General features: G+C 69.2%; 14 protein-coding genes and 3 pseudogenes. 5 read left to right on the top strand and 12 right to left on the bottom strand.

Annotated elements, in window-relative coordinates:
• The first annotated feature begins 9 nt into the window (after window positions 1-9).
• Window positions 10-1,221 carry a M4 family metallopeptidase gene (locus ACF08B_RS39400; RefSeq protein WP_392321853.1) on the top strand — a complete coding sequence of 404 codons (1,212 nt, stop codon included), beginning with the start codon at window positions 10-12 and terminating at the stop codon, window positions 1,219-1,221.
• Entirely contained in the window at window positions 1,218-1,532 is a 315-nt protein-coding gene (locus ACF08B_RS39395; protein ID WP_392321852.1) for a protealysin inhibitor emfourin, read from the top strand. The genes ACF08B_RS39400 and ACF08B_RS39395 overlap by 4 nt, the downstream gene beginning before the upstream one ends.
• 95 nt (window positions 1,533-1,627) lie before the next feature.
• Here ACF08B_RS39395 and ACF08B_RS39390 read toward each other — a convergent pair.
• Window positions 1,628-2,489: pseudogene (locus tag ACF08B_RS39390) on the bottom strand (thermonuclease family protein).
• A 662-nt stretch (window positions 2,490-3,151) separates the two neighbouring features.
• Here ACF08B_RS39390 and ACF08B_RS39385 point away from each other — a divergent pair.
• On the top strand, window positions 3,152-4,369 hold the full coding sequence (locus tag ACF08B_RS39385) for a hypothetical protein (protein ID WP_392321851.1): 1,218 nt from the start codon (window positions 3,152-3,154) through the stop codon (window positions 4,367-4,369).
• Here ACF08B_RS39385 and ACF08B_RS39380 read toward each other — a convergent pair.
• Together ACF08B_RS39380 and ACF08B_RS39375 are read right to left on the bottom strand one after the other, a co-directional pair.
• The gene (locus tag ACF08B_RS39380) at window positions 4,353-6,083 is read right to left on the bottom strand and encodes an asparagine synthase-related protein (RefSeq protein WP_392321850.1); all 1,731 of its coding nucleotides are present in this window, start codon (window positions 6,081-6,083) and stop codon (window positions 4,353-4,355) included. The two genes, ACF08B_RS39385 and ACF08B_RS39380, sit on opposite strands and share 17 nt — an antisense overlap.
• Window positions 6,084-6,144: 61 nt before the next feature.
• Window positions 6,145-6,768, bottom strand: a complete 624-nt coding sequence (locus ACF08B_RS39375) for a lasso peptide biosynthesis B2 protein (protein ID WP_392321849.1) — start codon at window positions 6,766-6,768, stop codon at window positions 6,145-6,147.
• Window positions 6,769-8,210: 1,442 nt separating this feature from the next.
• Here ACF08B_RS39375 and ACF08B_RS39370 point away from each other — a divergent pair.
• Window positions 8,211-8,681: a BTAD domain-containing putative transcriptional regulator gene (locus ACF08B_RS39370; RefSeq protein ID WP_392321848.1), complete on the top strand. Its 471-nt coding sequence runs from the start codon at window positions 8,211-8,213 to the stop codon at window positions 8,679-8,681.
• Window positions 8,682-8,880: 199 nt separating this feature from the next.
• Here ACF08B_RS39370 and ACF08B_RS39365 read toward each other — a convergent pair whose 3' ends face one another.
• Window positions 8,881-9,501, bottom strand: coding sequence for a CAP domain-containing protein (locus tag ACF08B_RS39365; RefSeq protein ID WP_392321847.1), 621 nt, complete (start codon window positions 9,499-9,501; stop codon window positions 8,881-8,883).
• Window positions 9,502-10,405: 904 nt separating this feature from the next.
• Between ACF08B_RS39365 and ACF08B_RS39360 the strand changes: the two genes are divergently transcribed.
• Window positions 10,406-10,939, top strand: coding sequence for a hypothetical protein (locus ACF08B_RS39360; RefSeq protein ID WP_392321846.1), 534 nt, complete (start codon window positions 10,406-10,408; stop codon window positions 10,937-10,939).
• A gap of 186 nt (window positions 10,940-11,125) precedes the next feature.
• Here ACF08B_RS39360 and ACF08B_RS39355 read toward each other — a convergent pair whose 3' ends face one another.
• The 8 genes and pseudogenes from ACF08B_RS39355 to ACF08B_RS39320 all read right to left on the bottom strand — a co-directional run.
• Window positions 11,126-11,515, bottom strand: a complete 390-nt coding sequence (locus ACF08B_RS39355) for a hypothetical protein (RefSeq protein WP_392321845.1) — start codon at window positions 11,513-11,515, stop codon at window positions 11,126-11,128.
• 187 nt (window positions 11,516-11,702) lie between these two features.
• The gene (locus ACF08B_RS39350) at window positions 11,703-12,716 is read right to left on the bottom strand and encodes a hypothetical protein (RefSeq protein WP_392321844.1); all 1,014 of its coding nucleotides are present in this window, start codon (window positions 12,714-12,716) and stop codon (window positions 11,703-11,705) included.
• A 91-nt stretch (window positions 12,717-12,807) separates the two neighbouring features.
• Window positions 12,808-13,533, bottom strand: a complete 726-nt coding sequence (locus ACF08B_RS39345; protein WP_392321843.1) for a C40 family peptidase — start codon at window positions 13,531-13,533, stop codon at window positions 12,808-12,810.
• A gap of 203 nt (window positions 13,534-13,736) precedes the next feature.
• Window positions 13,737-15,848, bottom strand: a complete 2,112-nt coding sequence (locus ACF08B_RS39340; RefSeq protein WP_392321842.1) for a protein kinase — start codon at window positions 15,846-15,848, stop codon at window positions 13,737-13,739.
• An 884-nt stretch (window positions 15,849-16,732) separates the two neighbouring features.
• Window positions 16,733-17,071 (bottom strand): STAS domain-containing protein, encoded by a 339-nt coding sequence (locus tag ACF08B_RS39335; protein ID WP_392321841.1) that lies wholly within the window; start codon window positions 17,069-17,071, stop codon window positions 16,733-16,735.
• Window positions 17,068-18,358 (bottom strand): annotated as a pseudogene (locus ACF08B_RS39330) (PP2C family protein-serine/threonine phosphatase). Before ACF08B_RS39330 ends, ACF08B_RS39335 begins: the two are co-directional and overlap by 4 nt.
• Window positions 18,358-19,161 (bottom strand): alpha/beta fold hydrolase, encoded by an 804-nt coding sequence (locus tag ACF08B_RS39325; protein WP_392321840.1) that lies wholly within the window; start codon window positions 19,159-19,161, stop codon window positions 18,358-18,360. Before ACF08B_RS39325 ends, ACF08B_RS39330 begins: the two are co-directional and overlap by 1 nt.
• Before the next feature lie 623 nt (window positions 19,162-19,784).
• Window positions 19,785-20,006, bottom strand: a pseudogene (locus ACF08B_RS39320) (peptidylprolyl isomerase); the annotation flags it as partial.
• Window positions 20,007-20,097 lie beyond the last annotated feature (91 nt).

The raw sequence follows: 20,097 nt of genomic DNA, 5'->3' as shown, positions 1-20,097 counted from the left end.
AGGTGTCCCATGAGCAGGGCTCGCCCAATCAACTGCATCATCCCCCCGTACATCCTCGACAAGCTCCTGGACAGCGAAGACAGCGAGGTACGCCAGGCTGCCCTGGACACCATGCTGGTCACTGCTCGTCTACGGGGCGAGCGATCGGTGCGGGCGTCCTTCGCCGGCGCGGCCGCCCCCGGAGATGGCCGGCGCACCGTCTTCGACTGCGAGCAGGCAGAGATCCTGACAAACGCCGTCCTGGCGAGGCCGGAGGACGGCCCGGAGTCCGCGGATCCGGCCGTCAACCAGGCGTTCGAAGCACTCGGTCTCACGCGCGACTTCTACAAGGAGGTGTTCCAGCGCAATTCGATCGACGGCCGGGGGATGCGCCTGGACGGATACGTCCACTTCGGTTTCCAGGTCAACAACGCCTTCTGGGACGGACGCCAGATGCTCTTCGGCGACGGGGACGGGAAGGAGTTCAGCAACCTCACCGGGTCCCTCGAAGTGATCTCCCACGAGCTGACGCACGGCGTCACCGAAAACACCGCGGAGTTCGAGTACCACAACCAGTCCGGGGCTCTGAACGAGTCGATGTCGGACGTCTTCGGATCGCTGGTGAAGCAGTGGTCCAAGAAGCAGACGGCTGAGGAGGCGGACTGGCTGATCGGGGGTGACGTGTGGACCCCGGGAATCGGTGGCGACGCCCTGCGGTCGATGAAGGACCCGGGGCAGGCCTACAACAACCCGCAGTTCGGGAAGGACCCCCAGCCCGACCGTATGAGCAAGTTCATCCACCTGCCGGACACCAAACGAGGTGACTTCGGCGGGGTGCACTACAACTCCGGTATTCCGAACAAGGCGTTCTACCTGACCGCTGTGCGCATCGGTGGATTCGCATGGGAGGCTGCCGGAAGCATCTGGTACGAATCGCTCAAGGCCTCCAGTGCCGAGGAAGGGTTCCAGGAGTTCGCGGGTACCACCTTCCAGAAGGCCGGGGAACTGTTCGGTGTCGGCAGCCCCGAGCAGTCGGCCGTGCTGTCGGCGTGGCAGGAGGTGGAAGTCCCGCTCCGGGGAGTCCCCACCGGAGTCGCCCGGGTGCGGAGCTTCGCGGCCAACGGGAACGGCGGCGCGGGCCGGGAGAACGGCCTGGAGGCCCTCGCCGGGCAGATCGCGGCTCTGAACGACAAGGTCGCGGGGCTGGCCAGGGATGTGGCCGCACTGAAGGGCACCGGGTGAAGGTGACCCTGGAGACGTACGGCGGGCTGGCGGCGGTGATCGATCTCCGCCGCCCGCCGAAGGTGCTGGACACGGATGACCTGCCCGAGACCGCCGCGGCTGAACTGTCCGACCTGCTGGCGGCGGCCGTCGCGAGGCCCCTGGAGGAGCAGGCGCAAGAGCAGGCCGGCCGTGCCAGGGACGCGATGAGCTACGCGATCACGGTGGAGGACGGCGACCGCCTGACAGTCCTTGAGCAGTCGGACGCCGCCATGACCCCTGCGTTCGCGTCTTTGCTCACCTGGCTCAAAAGGCACTTCGCGCAGCAGTGACGCGCGAGGCCCGCCGGCCGGCGTCAGCCGCATCGCATCTCCCGCATCTCTCCTTCGGGTTCGCCCCGGGCCGGGGCGAACCCGAAGGAGAGATGTCAGGCGTCGTCGAAGAGGAGGTCTTCGGGCGGGTGGGTCATCCGCACCGTGTGATCGTTGGTGACTTCCACGATGTGGTGCAGACCGGCCCGCCGCTCACCCGTGGAGAGGATGGAGAAGCGGTCCTGGACACCGGCCAGGAAGGCCGGAAGGCAGGCCAGCGGCATGGTGAGGCGGAGGTAGTCGACCAGCCTGCGGAACAGTTTGGGCAGGATCACCGCCTCGTCGGTCAGCGAGACCAGTCCGGTGATCTTCACCCCGGTCGCGGTCACGTCGCTGGGCCACAGGCCCCGGTGGGCCTGCCGCGCCTCCGCGGCCGCGGCGGCCATCTCGGTCCGCAGACTGGTGAACAGGCTGCGGTAGAAGGTCGGGTAGGCCAGCCCCTCGGCCAGCTAGGTGGTGGTTGACGGTCGTCCGCAGCACGGCGACGTCAACGTCGATCTCCAGGCCGCTGGTGCCGGGCGGAGGACCGTGCCCGGCGAGCGCCACGCAACGGCCGTGGACGTCGGCACCGCGGGTGAGGATGAATCCGGGAACCGTCTCCGGGGTGCTGGCGGTCACCGTCTCGCCCGAACCGCGCTGGACGTCGGTGAAACCGAGCCGGCTCAGCAGCTCGTCCCGCGCCGCGTGCGCGAACTGCAGGGGCTGGTGGACGCGACTCGGGCCGTAGTGCGTCTCGAGCGCGTCGATCGCGTCCAGACGCAGCGTCGCCCGCCCCACGGCGTTGTGCTCAACGGCACGTCCGGCGCCCCCGCCGACAAGACTCCACTCGGTGGGGTCGTCGGCCGTGAAATGAACAGTGTCACCGTCGGGTTGCGTTCCCTTGACTTCGTAAAAGCCCTTGATGAGCAGCATGGGCACGATGACTCCTCGGCAGGGGGACCGAGCAACTGGACGTGCAGCCCGACAACTTCGCGAGCGGTACGTACCGGCCGCGTTCAAGAGGGCGGACACCGCAGCGTCTTGGCCTTCACGGGTCCGGACGCACTGTCGGAGACGGAAGCGCGGTTGATCCGTCATCACGAGGCGAGGCGCGGAACCGCGCCACGGGAATCACCCTCCGTGCATGCGCCACGGCATTCGTTCAGGCGTCAACTGACCGTCGATGACGAGTCTCGCGCGCTCACAGAAGGGGTCAACACCAGCATATCCGGGTCGTGCTGGATCGCAGCTCGGGCGAGACCGTAAAAATGCCCCCTCGGAGTTGGGTGAAAATCGAACGATTCCGGATGTCGTTGCCGGAAGCGACGACATGGCATCGGGGAATTCGCGAGTATGACCGTTACGGCTTCAGTGCACGATGGGTGGGCCGACCGGCGGAATGTATGTGGTGATTCCAGCGGAATGTGTGTAGTGATCGCGTGGATCACATCGGAACGTGGTGATCGGATTCCGGTACGTCGCCAGGAGGTGATCATGTGACGACTTCCCCCGGGCCTAACTCAGGGGCCCGCTCCGGCTCGTACGTGATGGTACGACGACGCATGACGAGATCCCGATGCGCGCGGGCGGAAATGGCGTGGGTGGTGCTGGTCCTGCTCCTGACCGCGCTGCCGGTGGGCTGGTGCGGCTTCAAGGACTTCAGGGAGGCTCTTACCTTCCCGGGGTGCGTTACCGGAGCGGCCCTCATGTTGGCGGCACTCATCATGGTCGTGGGGATTGCCGCGGTCGTGGACTGCTGGGTCCGAGGTCCGATCTCCAACTTCAGAGTGGTCGCGCTGGTCGGTACCGGCGTGGCGTTGTTGACGAACGTCTTGCTCGCCCTCCAGGCATGGAATGATGGCGAGATTGTCCGTTACAAAGTACTGTCCATTGTGCTCAGTGCATGCTCGCTATCCGCTGTCGTCCTGGTATGGCGAAGGCTGGATGAAATCCCCGCCCCGAAGCGGGTGGCCGCGGCACTCGTCATCTCCACGGCCGTGGCGGTCGCCAATTTCGGCTACCAGTACCTTTTCCAGCCGTACCGGCGCGACGCCACCCCTCTCGTGCAGCTGAACGTGGGCAAGGCGGTGCTCAGTACGGACCGCAACGCATTCGCCGTACCCGTCGAAATCAAGCTTGTAAATCACAGCGATATCGGTTTCTACGTGCTGGGCGCCGAGTTCCATGCCATGGGAGAGGGCGTGACGGTCAGCCCGAGGGACCTGGCCCCCTCGAAGTGGCGAGAGGAAGCCGAGAAATGGGCCTTGTCTCGAGAGAAGCACCCGCTCACCCGCAGGGAGGTCTACCAGCCTGGCATGCTGGTCGCGGCGCAGCCGTGGATTCCCGCCGGGAATTGGATCAAGGCGAACGACGAGTCACTCACGCGGACCGTTGTTCAGCTTCCGAGCAACACGAATTTCGACAAGCTGACGTTCTACGCCACCCTGAACCTAGCACGCAAAGACCGGCTTGTCGTGGAGAAATTCGGCGAGCCTCACTACTCCTGGAAGGGCTTCGCGCTGCCTGCCTGGGCAAAGGACAAGAATAAGAAGGAGAAGGAGGACACCATCATTCAATCGTCCAATATGCGAGAAAACAATGCAATCGATCATTATATGAGAAGAGTGCGCCGCGTCACTACGTATTGGACCTTTGGTCAGCATGGTGTATCCGTGGTGCCGGACATTGTGCCGGAGGGTGAGGAGAGCCGTCCCCTCTCTGAGCAGAAGTTCCGTGAGGTAGTGAATCGTTACGGCCTGATCGACGTCTATGCGGGCCCGGTAGAAGAGACCCTGGACGAGATCAAGGCCCGGCGCTAACCAGCCCCTCCAGCCACATCACCAGGGCGAGGGAGCTGTTCACGCGATCCCAGGAGTGCGCGTCCCCCACCCCGAGCCGCGCTTCCCGCACGGCTCGGCACAGCGTCTCGACGTCGAACATCTCCTGGACCAGGGGATGCCTCGCGGAGCGGCACAGGCCGATGAGGTCGTCGCCGTGTACCTGCAAGCCGCGGACGTACAGCTGGTTGAAAGGGGTTTTGACCGTCCGGTCGTGGATGCGGGCGGGCAGCAAATCCGCCATCGCCTCACGCAGAACCGCCTTCGGCCGTCCCGGACAGAACGTCGCCTCGGCGGGAAGGCCGCGCATCAGCGCGATGACCTCCTGGTCGAGGAAGGGGTGGGAGAGGAAGTATCCGTCCTCCCGCGCGCGCTGCCAGGACAGCAGGTCGGGAGCGGCAAGGTAGTTGGCCGCGTCGTAGAGCGACTGCTCCGGCGCGCGTCCGAAGACGAACCCGGTCTCCGCGAGGCCGGCCTCCCGGTAGCCGTGGGCCCGCGCGAAGCCGGATCGCAGCCATGGGGGACGGCTGAAGGCGCCGAGACCGCCGAGCACCGTTCCGCGGCGGGCGAGCATGCCGATCCGTTCGGCCGCCAGAGGAAGAGCCGGCCGCAGCACGTAGTCCTGGACGATGTCCCGCACACCCCGCTCGCTGCCCCGGGCCCAGGCGCGTGCCTGCAGCGCCAGCCCGTGCAGCCGTCCCGTGCGGGCCAGCCGGTGCAGGTGAAACGGGTTGGCGTCGACGATCGGATCGGCCCCGCACCCGGTCATGAGGATGTCGCAGCCCAGCTCGGACGCCGCGGCATGAAGCCTGCTCCAGAACGGGGCCCGGAAGGCGTGCGCATGCGGTTCGTCCGCGTCTCCCGCATGGTGCCGGAAGTCGTCGAAGTCGGCCACGTCACCGGCATCCACGATCACCGGGCGGGCTTCGGGCGCCTGGCGGCGGATCTCCTCCATCGCCTCCTCCAGGTACGCCTGCTCCGCGGCCAGTTCTCCGCTGCCGAAGCGCCCGGAGAGCAGGACGAGCTCCCCGTGCCGGCTGCCTTCGTGGCTGCCTCCGGCCAGTGTCCGCGCGGCGAGCAGGGCGACGCTGGTGGAGTCCAGGCCGCCGGAGACGTGGCATGCCGTCGTCGTGCCCATGCGGCGGGAGACGGCGTTCTCCAGCGCGCGGCGCAGGTCCTTGGCCGCTGTGCCGGGACCGGCGTCGCCCGCGGCCGTCGGCAGGAGTCCGCCCAAAGCGGGGGCGGATCGCCGAATGCGGCCGTGCAGCCGCCCGGTGGGGGACAGTTCCACCACCTCGCCGCCCAGGATCCGGTGGACCCCGGCGAACGGGGTGAGTGCCGTGTGGGGCTGAGCCATGTTCCCGGTCAGGTAGCGGCAGAAGTAGCGCCGCTCCAGCTCTTCGGCGTCGCCGAGGCGACGCGCCGAGGTGCTCACCGCGCTCACCCGGCCGCCGGACTGTCTGAAGAACAAGGGGATGCGTGCGGACTCGTCCCGCATCAGCAGGATGCGCTCGCGGTAGACGAGGACGGCCGCGTAGTCGCCGCTCGGCGGACGTGGTGCGGCTCCTGATCCGGCGAAGGCGTCGAGGAGGCGGTGCGCACCCGCCACGCGGTCGCGGAACGAGTGGACCCAGCCGACGACCGTCGCGGTGCCGGCCCGCGAGGAGACCGTCGTCACCAGCCCCTGTTCCGCCATGTCCTCGGCCGCCCGGAGTCTTGGCGCACCCGCGGCCCAATCGAGGCGGACCGCTTCCACCTCACCGCCCTCCGCGGTCGATGGAGAGAATCGGTGTGAACCTATGCCCGCGCGGATCGGCGTCCGGGATGCACAACCCGGCCGCCGACGTCCAGGCGTGCAGGGCGAACGGGTGCTCGCGCATGCCGACGTGCAGCACGGCCTGCAGACCGGATCGCCGCAGCAGCACGAAAGCCGTCACGGCCACGGCCTTGCAGTCGTCGTTGACGAACCAGCTGGTGTGGGCCAGTGACTGCACCGCCCGTTTGAGCCGCGCCACCTCCTCGGTCTCGGGGGGCTCCGCACGGACGTAGTCCGGGGCCGCCAAGGAGAGCAACCGAAGGACGCGCCCGAATCCCACCGTGCGGATCAGCAGGCGAACTCCGCGGAGCCAGCGCCCGATCTCGGCGTCCGCATACTCTTTGCGGTGGGCCGGCGCGCACCCGGAACGGACGAGAGCGGTGGCAAGCTCCGCGCGTTCCTCGACGCTTCCGTCGACGAACTTCTGGACGTCTGCCGTTGTCATGCCGAGGAAGCGGGCACGCCTGAAGTCCGCGATCAGAGCTCCGCCGGACATCTGTACGACGCGGCAGGACGGCGACAGGAACCGCCTCACCGCCACCAGTGCTTCGGTGTGGTCTGCCACCGCGCATCCTCCCGTAACGGCCGCTGGACGGCGTCAGGCGTGGTATCCGTGACCGTCGTACATGCCGCCGCTGAAGCCGCGAATCAGACGGCCGCCACCGAGAAGGAGAAGCCTGCGCGGCCTACGACGCCGATGCAGTATGCGGATGAACATGGCCTACCTCCGAAATTGGGTAGGAATAATCAATTACAGGCTACTCCGCCCTAAATCTCCTGCAAATCGGGAGCCCACGCCCCCTCACCACCGTAGGAGCGACTCCTGGTGGTGTGTCAGATGATTTTCAACGTAGGGAATTTGACGCCCGCGTGGGCCCTGGGGGGGCCATGTCGACCCGGCCTGGGCCCCGTTCGCCTGCACTTCGGCGCCGACGGTAGGCGCCCAGCCGTGAGGGGTGGCTCCGCCGCCCCGGCGGCTGCCACCCGCTACACGCCGTCGCTCTCCCCGGTCGTTTCCATGGGGAGGTCCTCGGTGTGGTCCGGCGGTCAGACGCCGCCGATGAAGGTGTGCACCGGAGCGAGGCTGACCGGCAGTTCATCGCTCACGTCGAAGGTGAAGAGGTACGTCACCGGTGCCACGGCCTGTTCCGTGCCAGATCCAGCTGCGGCACACGCGTGACGCGGCCGGCCGGGGACTCCCGGAACACCGGGAGCAGCAGGCCCGTGCAGCGCGGTACGAGACCGCGCACCGGCGAACCCGGCTGCCCGAAGAGCAGACTCGTGACGTGTGTCCCGTGCAGCGACATGGGGCCGGGGCCGGCTGGATCCGACACCAGGGTGTTCAGCCGTGTGAGGTTCGCTCCGAACAAGCAGGGATGCGCCGAGTCCACCGGGCCGTCGAGGACCGCAACGCGCACCTCGGGGCTACCGAGGAGGTCTCCGTCCCCGGCAACCCCGCGCACCACTGACCGGGTGTCCATGCTGGGCCTCCGCGCACCGATGCGGTCTACTGCGGTCCGGCGGGCGCGTACGCCGCGCCTGGCACGAGAAAAGGTGTCCCACCCAGGTGTTCCGGGTTCGTTCCGGCGTGCGGTGAAGGACGTGCGGCGGTTGTCGCAGAGACGTTGAGAAAATGTGGCGCCACGCGTTGCAGAAACGTTACTGCGACGTGAATCCGGTGTCAGCGCGTGCTCGGCGCGGCAGAACGGGCAAGGGCTCCGCCTCGTCCTCCAGTTGCAAGCCCAAAAAGCGTCGCGCAGAGTGAAAGGCGTGTCACAAGAAGTCCGTCTCGAAATACTGCGTCCTTTCCAAGTCACCTGCGGGGCGCGGCGTATGACCGTCTCGGCCGGGGCTCAGCGACTGCTGGCTTTTCTTGCGCTGCACCGCGAGGGAGCGCATCGGCGTACAGTCGCCGAGCAGTTGTGGCCCGCCTGCAACCACGGCCGCGCGTCCGCCAATTTGCGGACCGCGCTCTGCCAGGGCAGAAGAATCGGATCGGTACCGGCCATGGACAGCGTCGACCACATCCTCACCCTCGCACCCGCTCTCTCGGTCGACTTCCACGACGCGTGCGACGAAGCACACCGCCTTGCCTCGGGCGTGAGAGGCGTGCCCGATGAAGACCAACTGGTGGCAGATCTCAGCCAAGTGCTGCTCCCTGGCTGGGACGACGAATGGCTTGTACTCGAACGGGAGCGTTGGGATCAGCTACGACTGTACGCGCTGGAGGCACTGGCCCAGCGCTTCCAGAGCGAGGGCCGTCATCTGTCCGCGTTGCAGACCTCGCACGCCGCCGTCTCCATCGACCCGTTTCGCGAGACTCCGCACCGGATCGCCGTCGAGGTGCACCTTGCCGAGGGCAACGTGGCCTGTGCGGTCAAGCGGTACCAGGACTACCGGCGGCTGCTGCAGCTGGAATTGAAGGTCGCTCCCTCGCCTCGGCTGACCCGCCTTGTCCGTGACCTGACGCGGATGTAGGCCAGCGGTTCGCCGGCCGGGAGCACCGAGCCCAGGCAGACAACGGAAGCGGTGGACGATCGAGACCCGGGGATGTCGCTCCGGTGAGGAGGGCATGTCCCGGGCCTCTCTACTCATGAGTCCCTGCGTGGCCAACCGATCCGGACGCGCGAGGTGGAGACCACCACAGGGGCCGGGCCTTTGCGGACTTCGGGGCGGCTCACTGCTGACAGCTTCCAAAGGTGACGACGTACGTTCCGGCTCCGCTCGCGCCTGTTCCCGCCGGGTCGGCCGCACCAGCCTGCGCCCAGCGTCCGATCTCACGCAGCCCTGGGTCGAGGATGTTCGCCCGGTGGGGTGGGGAGTTCATCCACCAGTTCAGGGCGGCGTCCGGCGTACCTCCGCCGGCCCAGCCGTTGTAGGTGATCTCGGCGACCCGCCAGGACACCGGGTTCGGGCAGTAGCCTGCTCCCAGAATGCGGCTCTGCGGTGTCGAGCCCGTCTGCGGGTTGGTGTGCGAGTCCTTGCCCGGCCCCCACCACTCCTGCTCCACGGCGGCCAAGGCGTGCTGGTGAGCCGCCGTCGTCAGGTTCTGGTTGTAGGTCAGGGCGGGAAGACCGCGTTGCTCACGCTGCGCGTTGATGAGGCATACGACCGCTTCCCTCACCTCACGGTTGCGGCGGTCGGCTCGGTGCGAATGACTGTGGCTCGGCGTGCGAGCGGTGGCTACGCACTGCTGGGCCCAGGCGGGCGAGGCGGTGACCGGTACAAGGGTCGTCGAGAGGGCTCCGGCCACCACCAGGCCCACCGCGGTTCCGGTCAGTGCAGTTCGGCTGCTCATGAAGGTTCCACCTCCCGCGATACGGCGGTGCGTTTCCGCGAGCCAGGAGGTCGAGGCGGGCCTGCTGTCGCAGGGTCAGCCCCTCGACGAAGTGTCCGGGACGCCCCTGACCGCCCGGGCGTGGTGCAGCAGCCGCTTTCAGCGGGTGATCGGCCCGGGAGGAGCCTGTCCGTGCCGGAGCGCGCATGCCTTCAGACTGCGGAACTTTATGTAGTAGTACGTGTAAGCCACTGTGCAGCCGACGGCGTGCCCTCCGCGTACGGAGTGCCTGACGGCAACAGCGGGAAGTTTCTGCGGGAACAGCTCCAGCCGGCCACTGTTCCCGCTCACTCACCCGCTCGGTAACCATCACGGAAGCCTCGCCTATAGGGCTGGTTCAACTTCATGTAGGAGATGCACGCCGACCAAGGGGGATCCTCCGGCAGGAGTTGGGGCGGCATACAGGGAGATTCCGACGACGGGGAAAGAACGCGAGCGGCGCATCTTTGCCTCCCCGATTTCCATCCAGGAGGAAGGACGGCGAAGAAGCCTGCGGGTCTGCCGGGTGGCCGGAGCGCCGCAGAATTTAGCCAAAAGCCTTTCTCAGTCTAGGACCATCCCGGCTGTCACGCGATCGGACGGATCGCGGAGACCTCAAGCCGGTGCGGGCCCTACACCTGGTACGCCATCACGTCGAAGAAGAACGACTTCGTGCCGTCGTGGTGGCACGGGACCTCCTACAAGGTCGGTCCGGGCGTACTGTCCACAGTCACGAGTACGGCCACCTGCAGTACGGCTCCTGGGGATACAAGGTGAAGTGGGCCAAGTACCAGCGCGTCGGCTCCTGCGGGGCGAAGGAACTCGGCAGCGGCAGCGCGGTTCTGCCGACGTCCGAGACGGGATGGAAGTCATGGGAGACGCCGTCATGAGCCAGCCGATCATCCGGCGGACTGTTCCGGCCTGCGCCGCCGCGGCCGCCTCGGTCCTGCTGCTCGCTTCATGCAGCCAGGACTCCGGCGATCACGGCGCCGCCCGGCCCACGCCGTCGCGCCAAGCCGACTCCCGGTCTCCGGCGCCGAGTGCTGCGTCTGAGGATCGCCTGATCAAGCAGGCGACATCCGTCGTGGAAAGTGTGCCCGGGGATGCCCTACTGGAAGGCGGGTCGGAGCGTGTCGGTGACGGCATCCACACGCACCCGGTACTTCACCGGGGCACGACGTACCGGCTCGTTCTCACCTGCGTCGGTCGTGGCAGCGCACACCTGACCGTCCTCCCCGAGAAGTCGGGCTCCGACGCGCCGGTTCCTTGCGACCGGTCGGTGGTGCAGCAACGCATCAACGGCGACGGACCGGTCCGCATCGACGTCGTCGCAGCCGAGGGCTCCACGGGAGCCCTCGCCTGGCGCATCAGCAGCTCGACCCCTGTGGTCACGGCTCCATCAAGTCCGTCTGGAAGCTGACCACCACCGACTGCTGCGCCGGCGGCCCCCCTCGTGCGGGCCCGTCGGTGTCCTCGTCCGAGCTGCGGTAACTGCCGGCAAGACGAACGGGTTTGGGGGCAATGGACAGGGGCGTCCGCAGCCGTACCAAGCTGCGGACGCCCCGTCATCGGGCGGCGACCGTGGATCCGGACCGCCGGCCGGATGTCAGCCGAACAGGATCGACGTGCACATCTGCGAGAACTGGCCGTCCCGCGAGTACAGGCAGAGGGCAGCGTCGTGCTGCCTGCCGGTGGCGAAGTAGTAGGTGTAGGGCTTGCCCGACACCACGTTGAACGCGCCCTTGTCGCCCACGTGCTGGCTGGTGTTGATGACGAGGTTGAAGTCGACCTTGCCGTACATCGTGCTGGCGAACTGGGCGTTGTAGCCGTTGGCGTCCTCCGTCACGCAGATCTGGCCGATCCCGCTGCGCCACATGCTGCAGGCCGTCTGGCCCGGGGAGGCGTCGGCGGTGCCGGAACCGGCTACGACGCCGACGAGCGCGAGAGCGCCGGACGCGGCGGCCAGGGCGGTCCTTCTGAAACGAGTGAAAGCCATGTGGTCCGTTCCCCCTGTGGGTAATTCGAATGGTCGTTCGCAGTATCCCACAATGTTGATCTTGGTCCGCCCGCTGCTTGAGGAGCGTGACAGCCGCACTGGAGTCACGGGCGGTCCGCAGACGAGTCCGTGCGCTGCGGACGCCCCGGGGCCGTCAGGTCCCGGGGCGCCGGTGTGCTGCTGGGGTTCAGGAGGACAGGACGCGGATGTCGTCGATCTGCAGGGTGGCGGGCCGGCCGACTCCCCAGAAGCCGGCGAAGGCGGTGACGGTGGTGTGGTCGCCGGAGTTGAAGGAGACGGTGATCTGGCTGTAGCAGGCGGGGTCACGGGGCGGGCAGTAGGCGGGTGCGGGGCCGAAGTGCCGTTCGACGGGGGGCCAGATGCCCGGGAGCCGGACGCCGAAGAAGGCGGTGTTGACGTTGTCGGAGGTGCGGAAGAACCCGGTGATCCTGTAGTCGGTGCGGGGGCGTACGGGGATGGTCTGGGTCAGTGCGTTCCAGACGCGCGGGCCGGGGGAGCTGAGGAGTGCGGACTTGTTGCCGTGGTTGGCCTGGCCGACGTCGGTGAGGATGACTTTGGTGTCGGGGCCTTCGGTGTGCCAGGGGCGGCGGACGGTGGAGGCGGGCTGCTGTTCGAAGCCGCCGTCCTGGAGGGGTTCGCGGTAGAGCTGGATGTCGACGTTCCAGGCGCCGAAGTTGTCCCAGTCCTGGGCGTCGTTGATGCGCAGGTCCAGGGTGCCGGCGGATCCGGCCATGCGGCAGCCGGGCTTCTTGAGGACTTCGAAGGGCTGGAAGCCGGCGAGGCGGGCGATGAGGCTGTACTTGTTCAGGCCGGGGGCGGGGTAGCCGTCGCCGGCGCTCTGGCGGGGGTCGAGGCCGGCGGGGGTGACCCAGTTGGAGCCGTCGGCGGGCTGCCACCACCAGCCGCTGGTGGACACCTCGTCCCTCTCGTGGGGGACGATCCGGATGACGTCCCTGGGGTGCACGATGCTGTCGCTGGGGAAGGTGCTTCCGCGGCCGCCGGACAGGTGCAGGGTGGTGGCCTGGTCCGGGTCGAAGCCGTGGGTGCAGCGGGTCATGGCGGTGGTCGGTACCGGCGCCGGGCCGGCGTGAGCCGGTACTTGCTGGATGAGGAGGGCCATCACGGCCATCAGGAGGGTGGCGGCCAGACTACGGGCCGCGCCGGGGCGGGGCAGACTCACGGATGTGTCCTTCTCTCTTTCGGTGTTGACCGCCGGCAGGTGGTCCCGGGCGGTGTCTTCGGGGGGCGCGTACGGGCCCCGGGGCGGGGTGTCAGCGGCGTCCGGTCGGGGCGGGGCGCAGGTAGGCGTCGACGGCGTGCGCGGGTGGCAGGGGGGAGTAGCCCACCGTGGTGCCGGGCCGGGCGGCTTCGATGACGTGGCCGTGGCCGGCGTAGAGCTGGACGTGGCGGCCGTCGTGGGTGAAGACCAGGTCGCCGGGACGCAGTCGGGCCCGCGAGATGCGGGTGCCGGCGTGGATCTGGGTGAACGTGGTGCGGGGCAGGTCGATGCCGGCGGTGTGCCAGGCGGCCTGGACCAGGCCGGAGCAGTCGAAGCCGCCCCTGCCGGTGCCGCCCCATCGGTAGGGCACGCCGACCTGGCGGCGGGCGAAGTCCACCGCCGCGCGTCCCGGGCCGGCGGCGGAGCGGCGGCCGGTGCTGGGCGCGGAAGGCGTTCGGGCGTGGGCGCCCGGCCCGGTCGGCAGGACCAGGCGGTGCCCGGCGTAGATGAGCGTGGAGCGGCCCAGGTGGTTGGCCTGCTGCAGGGCGGCGACGGTGGTGCCGTGACGCCGGGCCAGCGACCACAGGGTGTCGCCGCGGGCCAGGACCACCTTCTTGCCGACAGGGCCGGTGACGTGGGCCGCGGTGGCGGCCGGCTGCGCGTCCGGGTGGGGGTGCTGCGCCACGGTCCAGGCGATCAGGGCGGCCAGCAGGGCCAGGGCCACGATGGCACTCACTCGCCGGGCTGCTGAGGCGGGGAGGGATCCGGTGCGCGTCACGTCATCTCCATGGGGTGAGGAAGCGCTCGGCCGCGTGGGAAGCGGGAGCGGTGAGGTGGGTGGGCGGGCGCCGCGGTCTGGTTTCAGGCATGGCGGTGCCGTGCCGTGGCGCGCGGCGCCACGAGCCGGGGAGACAGTGCTACGGAGGGCTCAGCGGGCAGGCCCGGGAGGTGGGCGCACGGGCCTGCCCGCCTGAGGGTGGATCAGGCGCAGGTCAGGGCGAACTGGTCGCCGACCTTCTGCCGGTCGACCGTGGGGGAGGTGACCTGGACGGCCATCGCGCCCTGCACGGTGTCGCCGGGGTGGGTGCCCTGCAGGTGGACCACGTAGGTGTCGTACTGGGAGTTGGGCGTGGTGAAGGTCATGCTTGCCGAGCGCTGGTCGTAGCCGCGGTCGATCAGGAACTGGTCGGGGAACCAGCTGTACTCGATCGTTCCGGTCCGCTGCGCGGAGGCGGCAAAGGTGAAGGTGATGGGCTGGCTGCAGTCCACGGTGCCCGAACGCGGCTGAACGGAGACCCCTGTTCCGCCGAGGACCGGCTGCGAGGAGTCCTGGCTGGGGCCGGTCTTGTCGTTCTTGTCGTCGTCGTTGTCGTGAGAGCCGCCGCCACCGGGTCCCTGACTGCTGCCGCTGGAGGCACTGCCGCTCGGCCCGCTGCTGCTGCCCCGGTCACCCGTGCCGCCGGTGTTCCCTCCGGTGGGCCCGCCGGTCGTCCCGCCTGTCGGGCCTTGGGTCGTTCCGGAGTTGCCGCCGGTGGTGCCTGCGGTGGGTCCGCTGGTCGTCCCGCCGCCCGAGCCCTGGGTGGTGCTTCCCGCGGCTCCCGCGGTGGCGCCGGCGCTGCTGCCCGAGCCGGCGGTGCTTCCTGACGTCGGCCCGCCGGTCGTTCCGGTGGTGACGGCCCCGCTGGACGAGGCAGTGGGGGAGGGGCCCTGGGCGAACGGCTGTTCCGCGAAGGGGTGCCAGACCAGCAGGCCCGCGACCGCGGCGATGACCGCGACGACGGCCAGCACGGCGAGCATGACCCGCCCGCCGTGCGGCGCGGGCTCCGCCACCGTGGGCCTGTCCTCGGGGACACAGACCGCGGCGGCCTCCTCGGCGCGCCGGCGGACCAGGTCGTCGAGCGGGGCGGGCAGCCAGCCCGGGCCCACCTGCCCGGCGTGCGGCCGGCACCAGTCGACCACGTCCTGCGGGCCGGGCCGCCCCTCGGGATCTTTGGCCAGGCACCACCGCACCAGCTCCCGCAGCACTTCGGGCACCGGTTCCAGATCCGGCTCGGCGTGCACGATCCGGTAGCTGATCTCCGTGGTGCCCGTACCGAACGGCGACCGTCCCGAGACCGCGTAGGCCAGCAGCGCTCCCAAGGAGAAGACATCGCTGGCCGGCCCCGCCTGACCGGCGGTCAGCCGCTCCGGCGCCACATAGCCGGGCGTCCCCACCACCAGCTGGGTCCGTGTCAGCGCCGTGGCGTCCCGGGTCCGTGCGATCCCGAAGTCGATCACCTTCGGGCCGTCCCGGTCGACGAGCACGTTGCCCGGCTTCAGGTCCCGGTGCACCACCCCCGCGCCGTGGATGGCCGCCAGCGCCTCCGCCACCCCCGCGGCCAGCTTGATCGCGGTCTCGACCTTGAGCGGGCCCTGCGAGGCGACGACCTCCTGCAGGGGCGGGCCGGCGACGTACTCGGTGGCCATCCACGGCTCCGCCGCATCCGGGTCGGCGGCCACGACCGCCGCGGTGAACATCCCGTGCACCCGGCGGGCCGCGTCGATCTCGTGCCGGAACCGGGCACGGAACTCGGCGTCGCCGGCCCGGGCACCGTCGATGACCTTGATCGCCACCCGCCGGCCGCCGGTGCTCTCACCCAGGTAGACCCGGCCCATGGCACCCGAGCCCAGGAACCCCAGCACCCTGAACCCACCGATCTGACGGGGGTCGTGGGGCCCGGGCTGTCGCACCGACTCCTGCCGGGTCCCAAAGGCCGGCCCGGTGCCGCCGTCGCCGGTTCCCGGCTGCGCCGCCTGCGTCTTCTGCTTCTCCAGCCGGTCCACTTCGGCCCTGGCGGCTTCCCACCGCTGCGCCCACTCGCCCAGCGTGCGCTCATCAACTCCGCACGCCTGTACGTAGGCCAGCGCCAGGTCCCTCGCCGGCAGTTTGCGGCCGCTCGCGGCCTCGTTCAGCGTCGCCCGGCTGAACGGAACTCGCTTCTCCATCGCCGCATACGAGACCCCCGCCTCGCTGCGCAGCGCCCGCAGCCCTTCGGCGAACTCCTTGATCGGCCCCCCGCCCCGCCCGATCGGCTTCTCCCGGCGTCCTACCATGACAGCCCTCCCCAACGCCCCCGGCCGCAGGTGCTATTGACCTGCGGTCACATTTCCCCCGCACTCGCCGGAAACGGCCGGCGCGGACTTGCCGCTCCATGACTACCGCCCCAGGCAGCCGCCCGTCCCGCGATACAGCGTCCGAGACGTCCGGCAGGACAACCGGACAACTCCACCGCAGGTCAGAGCACATGCAGCAGACAAGCCCCAGACAACGCGCGGCGTGCACAGCACCCCGTGTGCCCGGGGCGCGCGCCCTCGGCTCCCGTCCTCACCGGTCGTCCCGACATGCCTCGAGCCGCTTTGCCGCGTGCACGGCGGCGACCGGGCCCCTGACTTGGCCAACGGGCCATGGCGCGAGCTCTGCGGTTTTCGTCAGCTCTGTGGGCCAGCCCATCGTGGGACGTCGCTCGGTTGGAGGTCGGGTCGGGTGCGGTGGAGGCGGGCGGGGTGCCGCCACCGGCCGTCTGCATCGCGTGCCACGTTGACGCCGTCCAGCAGCTGGCGGCTGCGGAGAACGTCCACCCCGTCCAGGGGCAGCTGCCGGCGGCCGGGGCGAGGAAAGCGGCACGGCGGCGGCATCGGCGGTGGTCCGAGCGGTATGGCGCGCCCGTCGCGTACTGCGGCCGGGGCCCGCTCAGCCGAGGCTCCGCGTCGGACGGCCGGTGCGTCAGGGCGGCCGGAGTCGCGAGTGCAAGGAGTGGTGCAGCGCACCGAAGCGGTGATAGGTACCGCGCGTCCGTCTTATCCCGACCGCTCTATGTGAGATGGGTAAACGCCTGGGAAAAGGCGCGCGCAGGGTGTGCAGAGGGATCTCTGCCCTACCGACCACGGATGTAGGGGTGTCGGCGCCCGGGTCGTTCGCATCAGGGCTGGGCCAGGCTTCAGGCGTTGCGGGCGGTCCCGCTTTCGGGGTGAAGGGAGAAGATCTGGTCGAGGCCGACGATGCGCAGGACGCGCAGGGTGTGGGCGGGTACGGCTGTGAGGGCGATGTCGGCTTCGGCGGCGCGGGCGTGGTTGTGAGCGGCGATGAGGGCGCTGAGGCCGCTGGAGTCGCAGAAGTCCATGCCGCCCAGGTCCAGGACGAGGCGCTGGCCTGGCCGGAGCTGGATCGTGGTGATCAGTTCCTGTAGATCGGGGGCGGTGATGTAGTCGAGTTCGCCGGTGATCTCCAGAACGGGACCGGTCCTGGCGTCTCGGGTGGTGATCTGCAGCGGGGTCATGGCCTGTTTCTGATCCGGGAGTCGGGGGCGGGGACGCCGAGTGCGAGCAGGGCGGTGTCGTCGTCGAGGCCGTCGGCGATGCTGTCGAGCAGGCCGGTGAGGGCCTGCATGAGGGCGTTCGGCGGCTTGCCCGCGTGCTCGGTGGCGAAGGCGAGCAGGCCGTCGTCGCCGTACAGGGCGGTGCGGTCGGTGCCGGTTACGGGCTTCGGTGAGACCGTCGGTGTAGAGCAGAAGGGTGTCGCCGGCCGCGAGGGTGGTGGCGGCGGTGGCGAAGCGCGCGGCGGGCAGGACGCCGACGAGGAGGCCGCCGGGGGTGGGCAGGTAGTCGGCTGTTCCGTCGGCGCGCAGGACGAGCACGGGCGGGTGGCCGCCGGAGGCGAGTTGGACGGTGACCTGCCCGGTGACGGGATCCGGTTCAAGGGTGCCGAAGATGACGGTGCAGAAGCGGGGGTCGCCGCTGCCGGCGTAGCGCTCGTGCAGCACTCTGTTCAGCGTGGTCAGGGCGGAGACCGGGTCGGGGTCGTGCACAGCGGCGGCGCGCAGGGTGTAGCGGGTCAGTGAGGTGAGCGCGGCGGCCTGGGGGCCCTTGCCGCACACGTCGCCGAGGAAGAACGCGAAGCGTTTGCCGTCGATGGGGAAGACGTCGTAGAAGTCGCCGCCGAGCCGGTCGGGGGAGGCGGCGTGGTAGTAGGAGGCCGTCTCTACGCCCGGGACCGGCGGCAGGATGTCAGGCAGCAGGGACTGCTGCAGCACAGCGAGGGCGTCCTGCAGGCGGGCACGCTCGGCCTCGGCCTGTCTGCGTGCCTCCTCGGCCGCTTTGCGGCCGCGCAGGAGTTCCTCCTCGTAGGCGCGGCGCTCCCGGGCGTCGAAGACGGTGGTCCGGATCAGCAGGGACTCGCCGGTGCTGCCGTGCTTGACCACCGAGGAAACCAGCACCGGGACGCGGCCACCGCCCGCTTGCTTGATCTCCAGGGCGACCCCGTTGATCTCGCCCTGCATGCGCAGCAGCGGCGCGAAGTGCGTTTCGTGGTACAGCTTGCCGCCGACGGTCAGCAGGTCGGGGAATCGTATTCGGCCCACGACCTCGGCGCGCTCCAGCCCGAGCCAGTCCAGCAGCGTGGTGTTGATCTTTGCGATAGTGCCGTCCATCAGCGTGGACAGGTATCCGCACGGCGCGCGCTCGTACAGGTCCTCGGCGCTGTCCTCCAGCAGTGCGGCGAATGCCGCACCGGGGTTCTTTTGGTCGCCGGCGTCGTGGGGTTCGGGCTGCTGGCTGGTGCGGCACATTACGGCAGGTCCGCCAGGAACGCTGTGATCGCTTGGTTGGTGGCTTCGGGGGCGGACAGGTGCGGGCAGTGCCCGGTCGCATCAAGAGTGACCAGCTGGGAGTCGGGGATCGCCTGGTGGACGAAGGCGCCCACCTCGCGGGGGGCGATGACGTCCTGGGTGCATTCCAGGACCAGCGTCGGCACCGTCACCCGCTTCAGATCGTCCCGGGAATCCGACAGGAAGGTGGTCCGGGCGAAAACGCGCGCCATGTCCGGGTCGGTGGCACAGAAGCTGTTCTTCAGTTCCTCACCGAGCTCGGGCCGCTCGGCGTTTCCCATGATCACTGGGGCCATGGCCGCCGACCAGCCCAGGTAGTTCGACTCCAATGAAGCCAGCAGTTCATCGATGTCCTCGGCGGTGAACCCGCCCCGGTAGCCGTCGTCGTTGATGTACCGCGGCGACGGCGCGAGCATCACCAGCGCACCGATCCGCTCGGGAGCGACCTCGGCCGCGAGCACGCCGATCATGGCGCTCACCGAATGCCCGACGAAAACCGCATCCTGCAGGTCGAGTGCCTCGCACACCTCCACCACATCCCGGGCATAGCCGTCCAGGGAGGCGTAACGATCGGGTGAGAACGCGGACACATCCGAGCGACCGGCCCCCACGTAGTCGAACAGCACTACCCGGCAGTCGTCGGCCAGCGCAGGCACCGTCAACCGCCACATGTTCTGGTCACAGCCAAACCCATGGGCCAGCACCACCGGGCGCCCCTGCGGGTTGCCGGCGACAGTGACGTTGTTCCTGCGGACGATATCCATCCGGCCAGTCTCTCAAGCTCTGGCCACTGCTCCCGAATGGCACCGAATCGCCCCAGCCCCCGCCCGCCACCTCCACAAGAGCATCGCCTCCGGCCCGTCGTCGGCGGCGAGCGGCGCCACTGGCCTTATGGCCGGCTCGGCGCCACTCGCCGTGGTGCTCCTCCTGGCCAGGGCCCCTCAAAGCCGGCAGTGCCGGGAGTGCCGGGGGACCGCCCCGCCGCGGCGTCTACAGGCCGCCCTGTCCGCACAGGGCCCCTCGTTGGGCTTTGATGTTCTTCTCCTGCGAGTAGCGGCGCGGCACGTCGACGACTGCTGCTCGGTGAGGCGGCGTGAGCCCATGAGGATGCCCACGGCCTCGGCCGGCGATCGAACGTGACGCACGCTCGGCACTCGGCTACGTCAGGTCCAACCTGTAGGACCCCCCGTACAGCGCGGGAAACGCCGGCAGCTGCCCGGGGCGTACTTCCCACGCGTGAAGCCGGGGCCCGGTCCATCCACCGGGCCCCGGCTGCTACGCGCCTACTCGTCAGAGACGTAACGGCCGACGGCCGAGGCCGCGGTCAGAGGGTTCCCGAGCCCACGACTGAAGTTTCACGGCAGGGCAGCGCCGACTGCGGCGCTCCTCAGCGGGTTTCGATGATGGCCTTCTCGATGACGACGTCCTGTACGGGGCGGTCGTTGCGGGGGTTGGTCTGCGTGGTGGCGATGGTGTCGACGACCTGCTGGCTGGCAGTGTCGGCTACCTCGCCGAAGATGGTGTGCTTGCCGGTGAGCCAGGCGGTGGGTGCGAGGGTGATGAAGAACTGGGAGCCGTTGGTGCCGGGGCCGGCGTTGGCCATGGCTAGTGCCGCATCAAGCAACGTTCGCCCTGTCGTGATGTGTCGCCCAGTTGCTGCGCCGGCGGGCCCCAGACATTCAGAATGATCACGTGGCTGA

The sequence above is a fragment of the Streptomyces sp. NPDC015139 genome (genome assembly GCF_043079785.1).
Classification (GTDB): domain Bacteria; phylum Actinomycetota; class Actinomycetes; order Streptomycetales; family Streptomycetaceae; genus Streptomyces; species Streptomyces albidocamelliae.
Note: the sequence above shows the minus strand (reverse complement) of the source record. Positions and strands in the feature narration are given on the sequence as shown.

Coding starts and splice junctions, on each gene's coding strand:
- ACF08B_RS39380 (WP_392321850.1), bottom strand. CDS start 6,083: ATGGCGGAACAGGGGCTGGTGACGACGGTCTCCTCGCGGGCCGGCACC.
- ACF08B_RS39335 (WP_392321841.1), bottom strand. CDS start 17,071: ATGACCCCGCTGCAGATCACCACCCGAGACGCCAGGACCGGTCCCGTT.
- ACF08B_RS39340 (WP_392321842.1), bottom strand. CDS start 15,848: ATGGTAGGACGCCGGGAGAAGCCGATCGGGCGGGGCGGGGGGCCGATC.
- ACF08B_RS39365 (WP_392321847.1), bottom strand. CDS start 9,501: ATGAGCAGCCGAACTGCACTGACCGGAACCGCGGTGGGCCTGGTGGTG.
- ACF08B_RS39355 (WP_392321845.1), bottom strand. CDS start 11,515: ATGGCTTTCACTCGTTTCAGAAGGACCGCCCTGGCCGCCGCGTCCGGC.
- ACF08B_RS39360 (WP_392321846.1), top strand. CDS start 10,406: ATGAGCCAGCCGATCATCCGGCGGACTGTTCCGGCCTGCGCCGCCGCG.
- ACF08B_RS39325 (WP_392321840.1), bottom strand. CDS start 19,161: ATGGATATCGTCCGCAGGAACAACGTCACTGTCGCCGGCAACCCGCAG.
- ACF08B_RS39370 (WP_392321848.1), top strand. CDS start 8,211: ATGGACAGCGTCGACCACATCCTCACCCTCGCACCCGCTCTCTCGGTC.
- ACF08B_RS39400 (WP_392321853.1), top strand. CDS start 10: ATGAGCAGGGCTCGCCCAATCAACTGCATCATCCCCCCGTACATCCTC.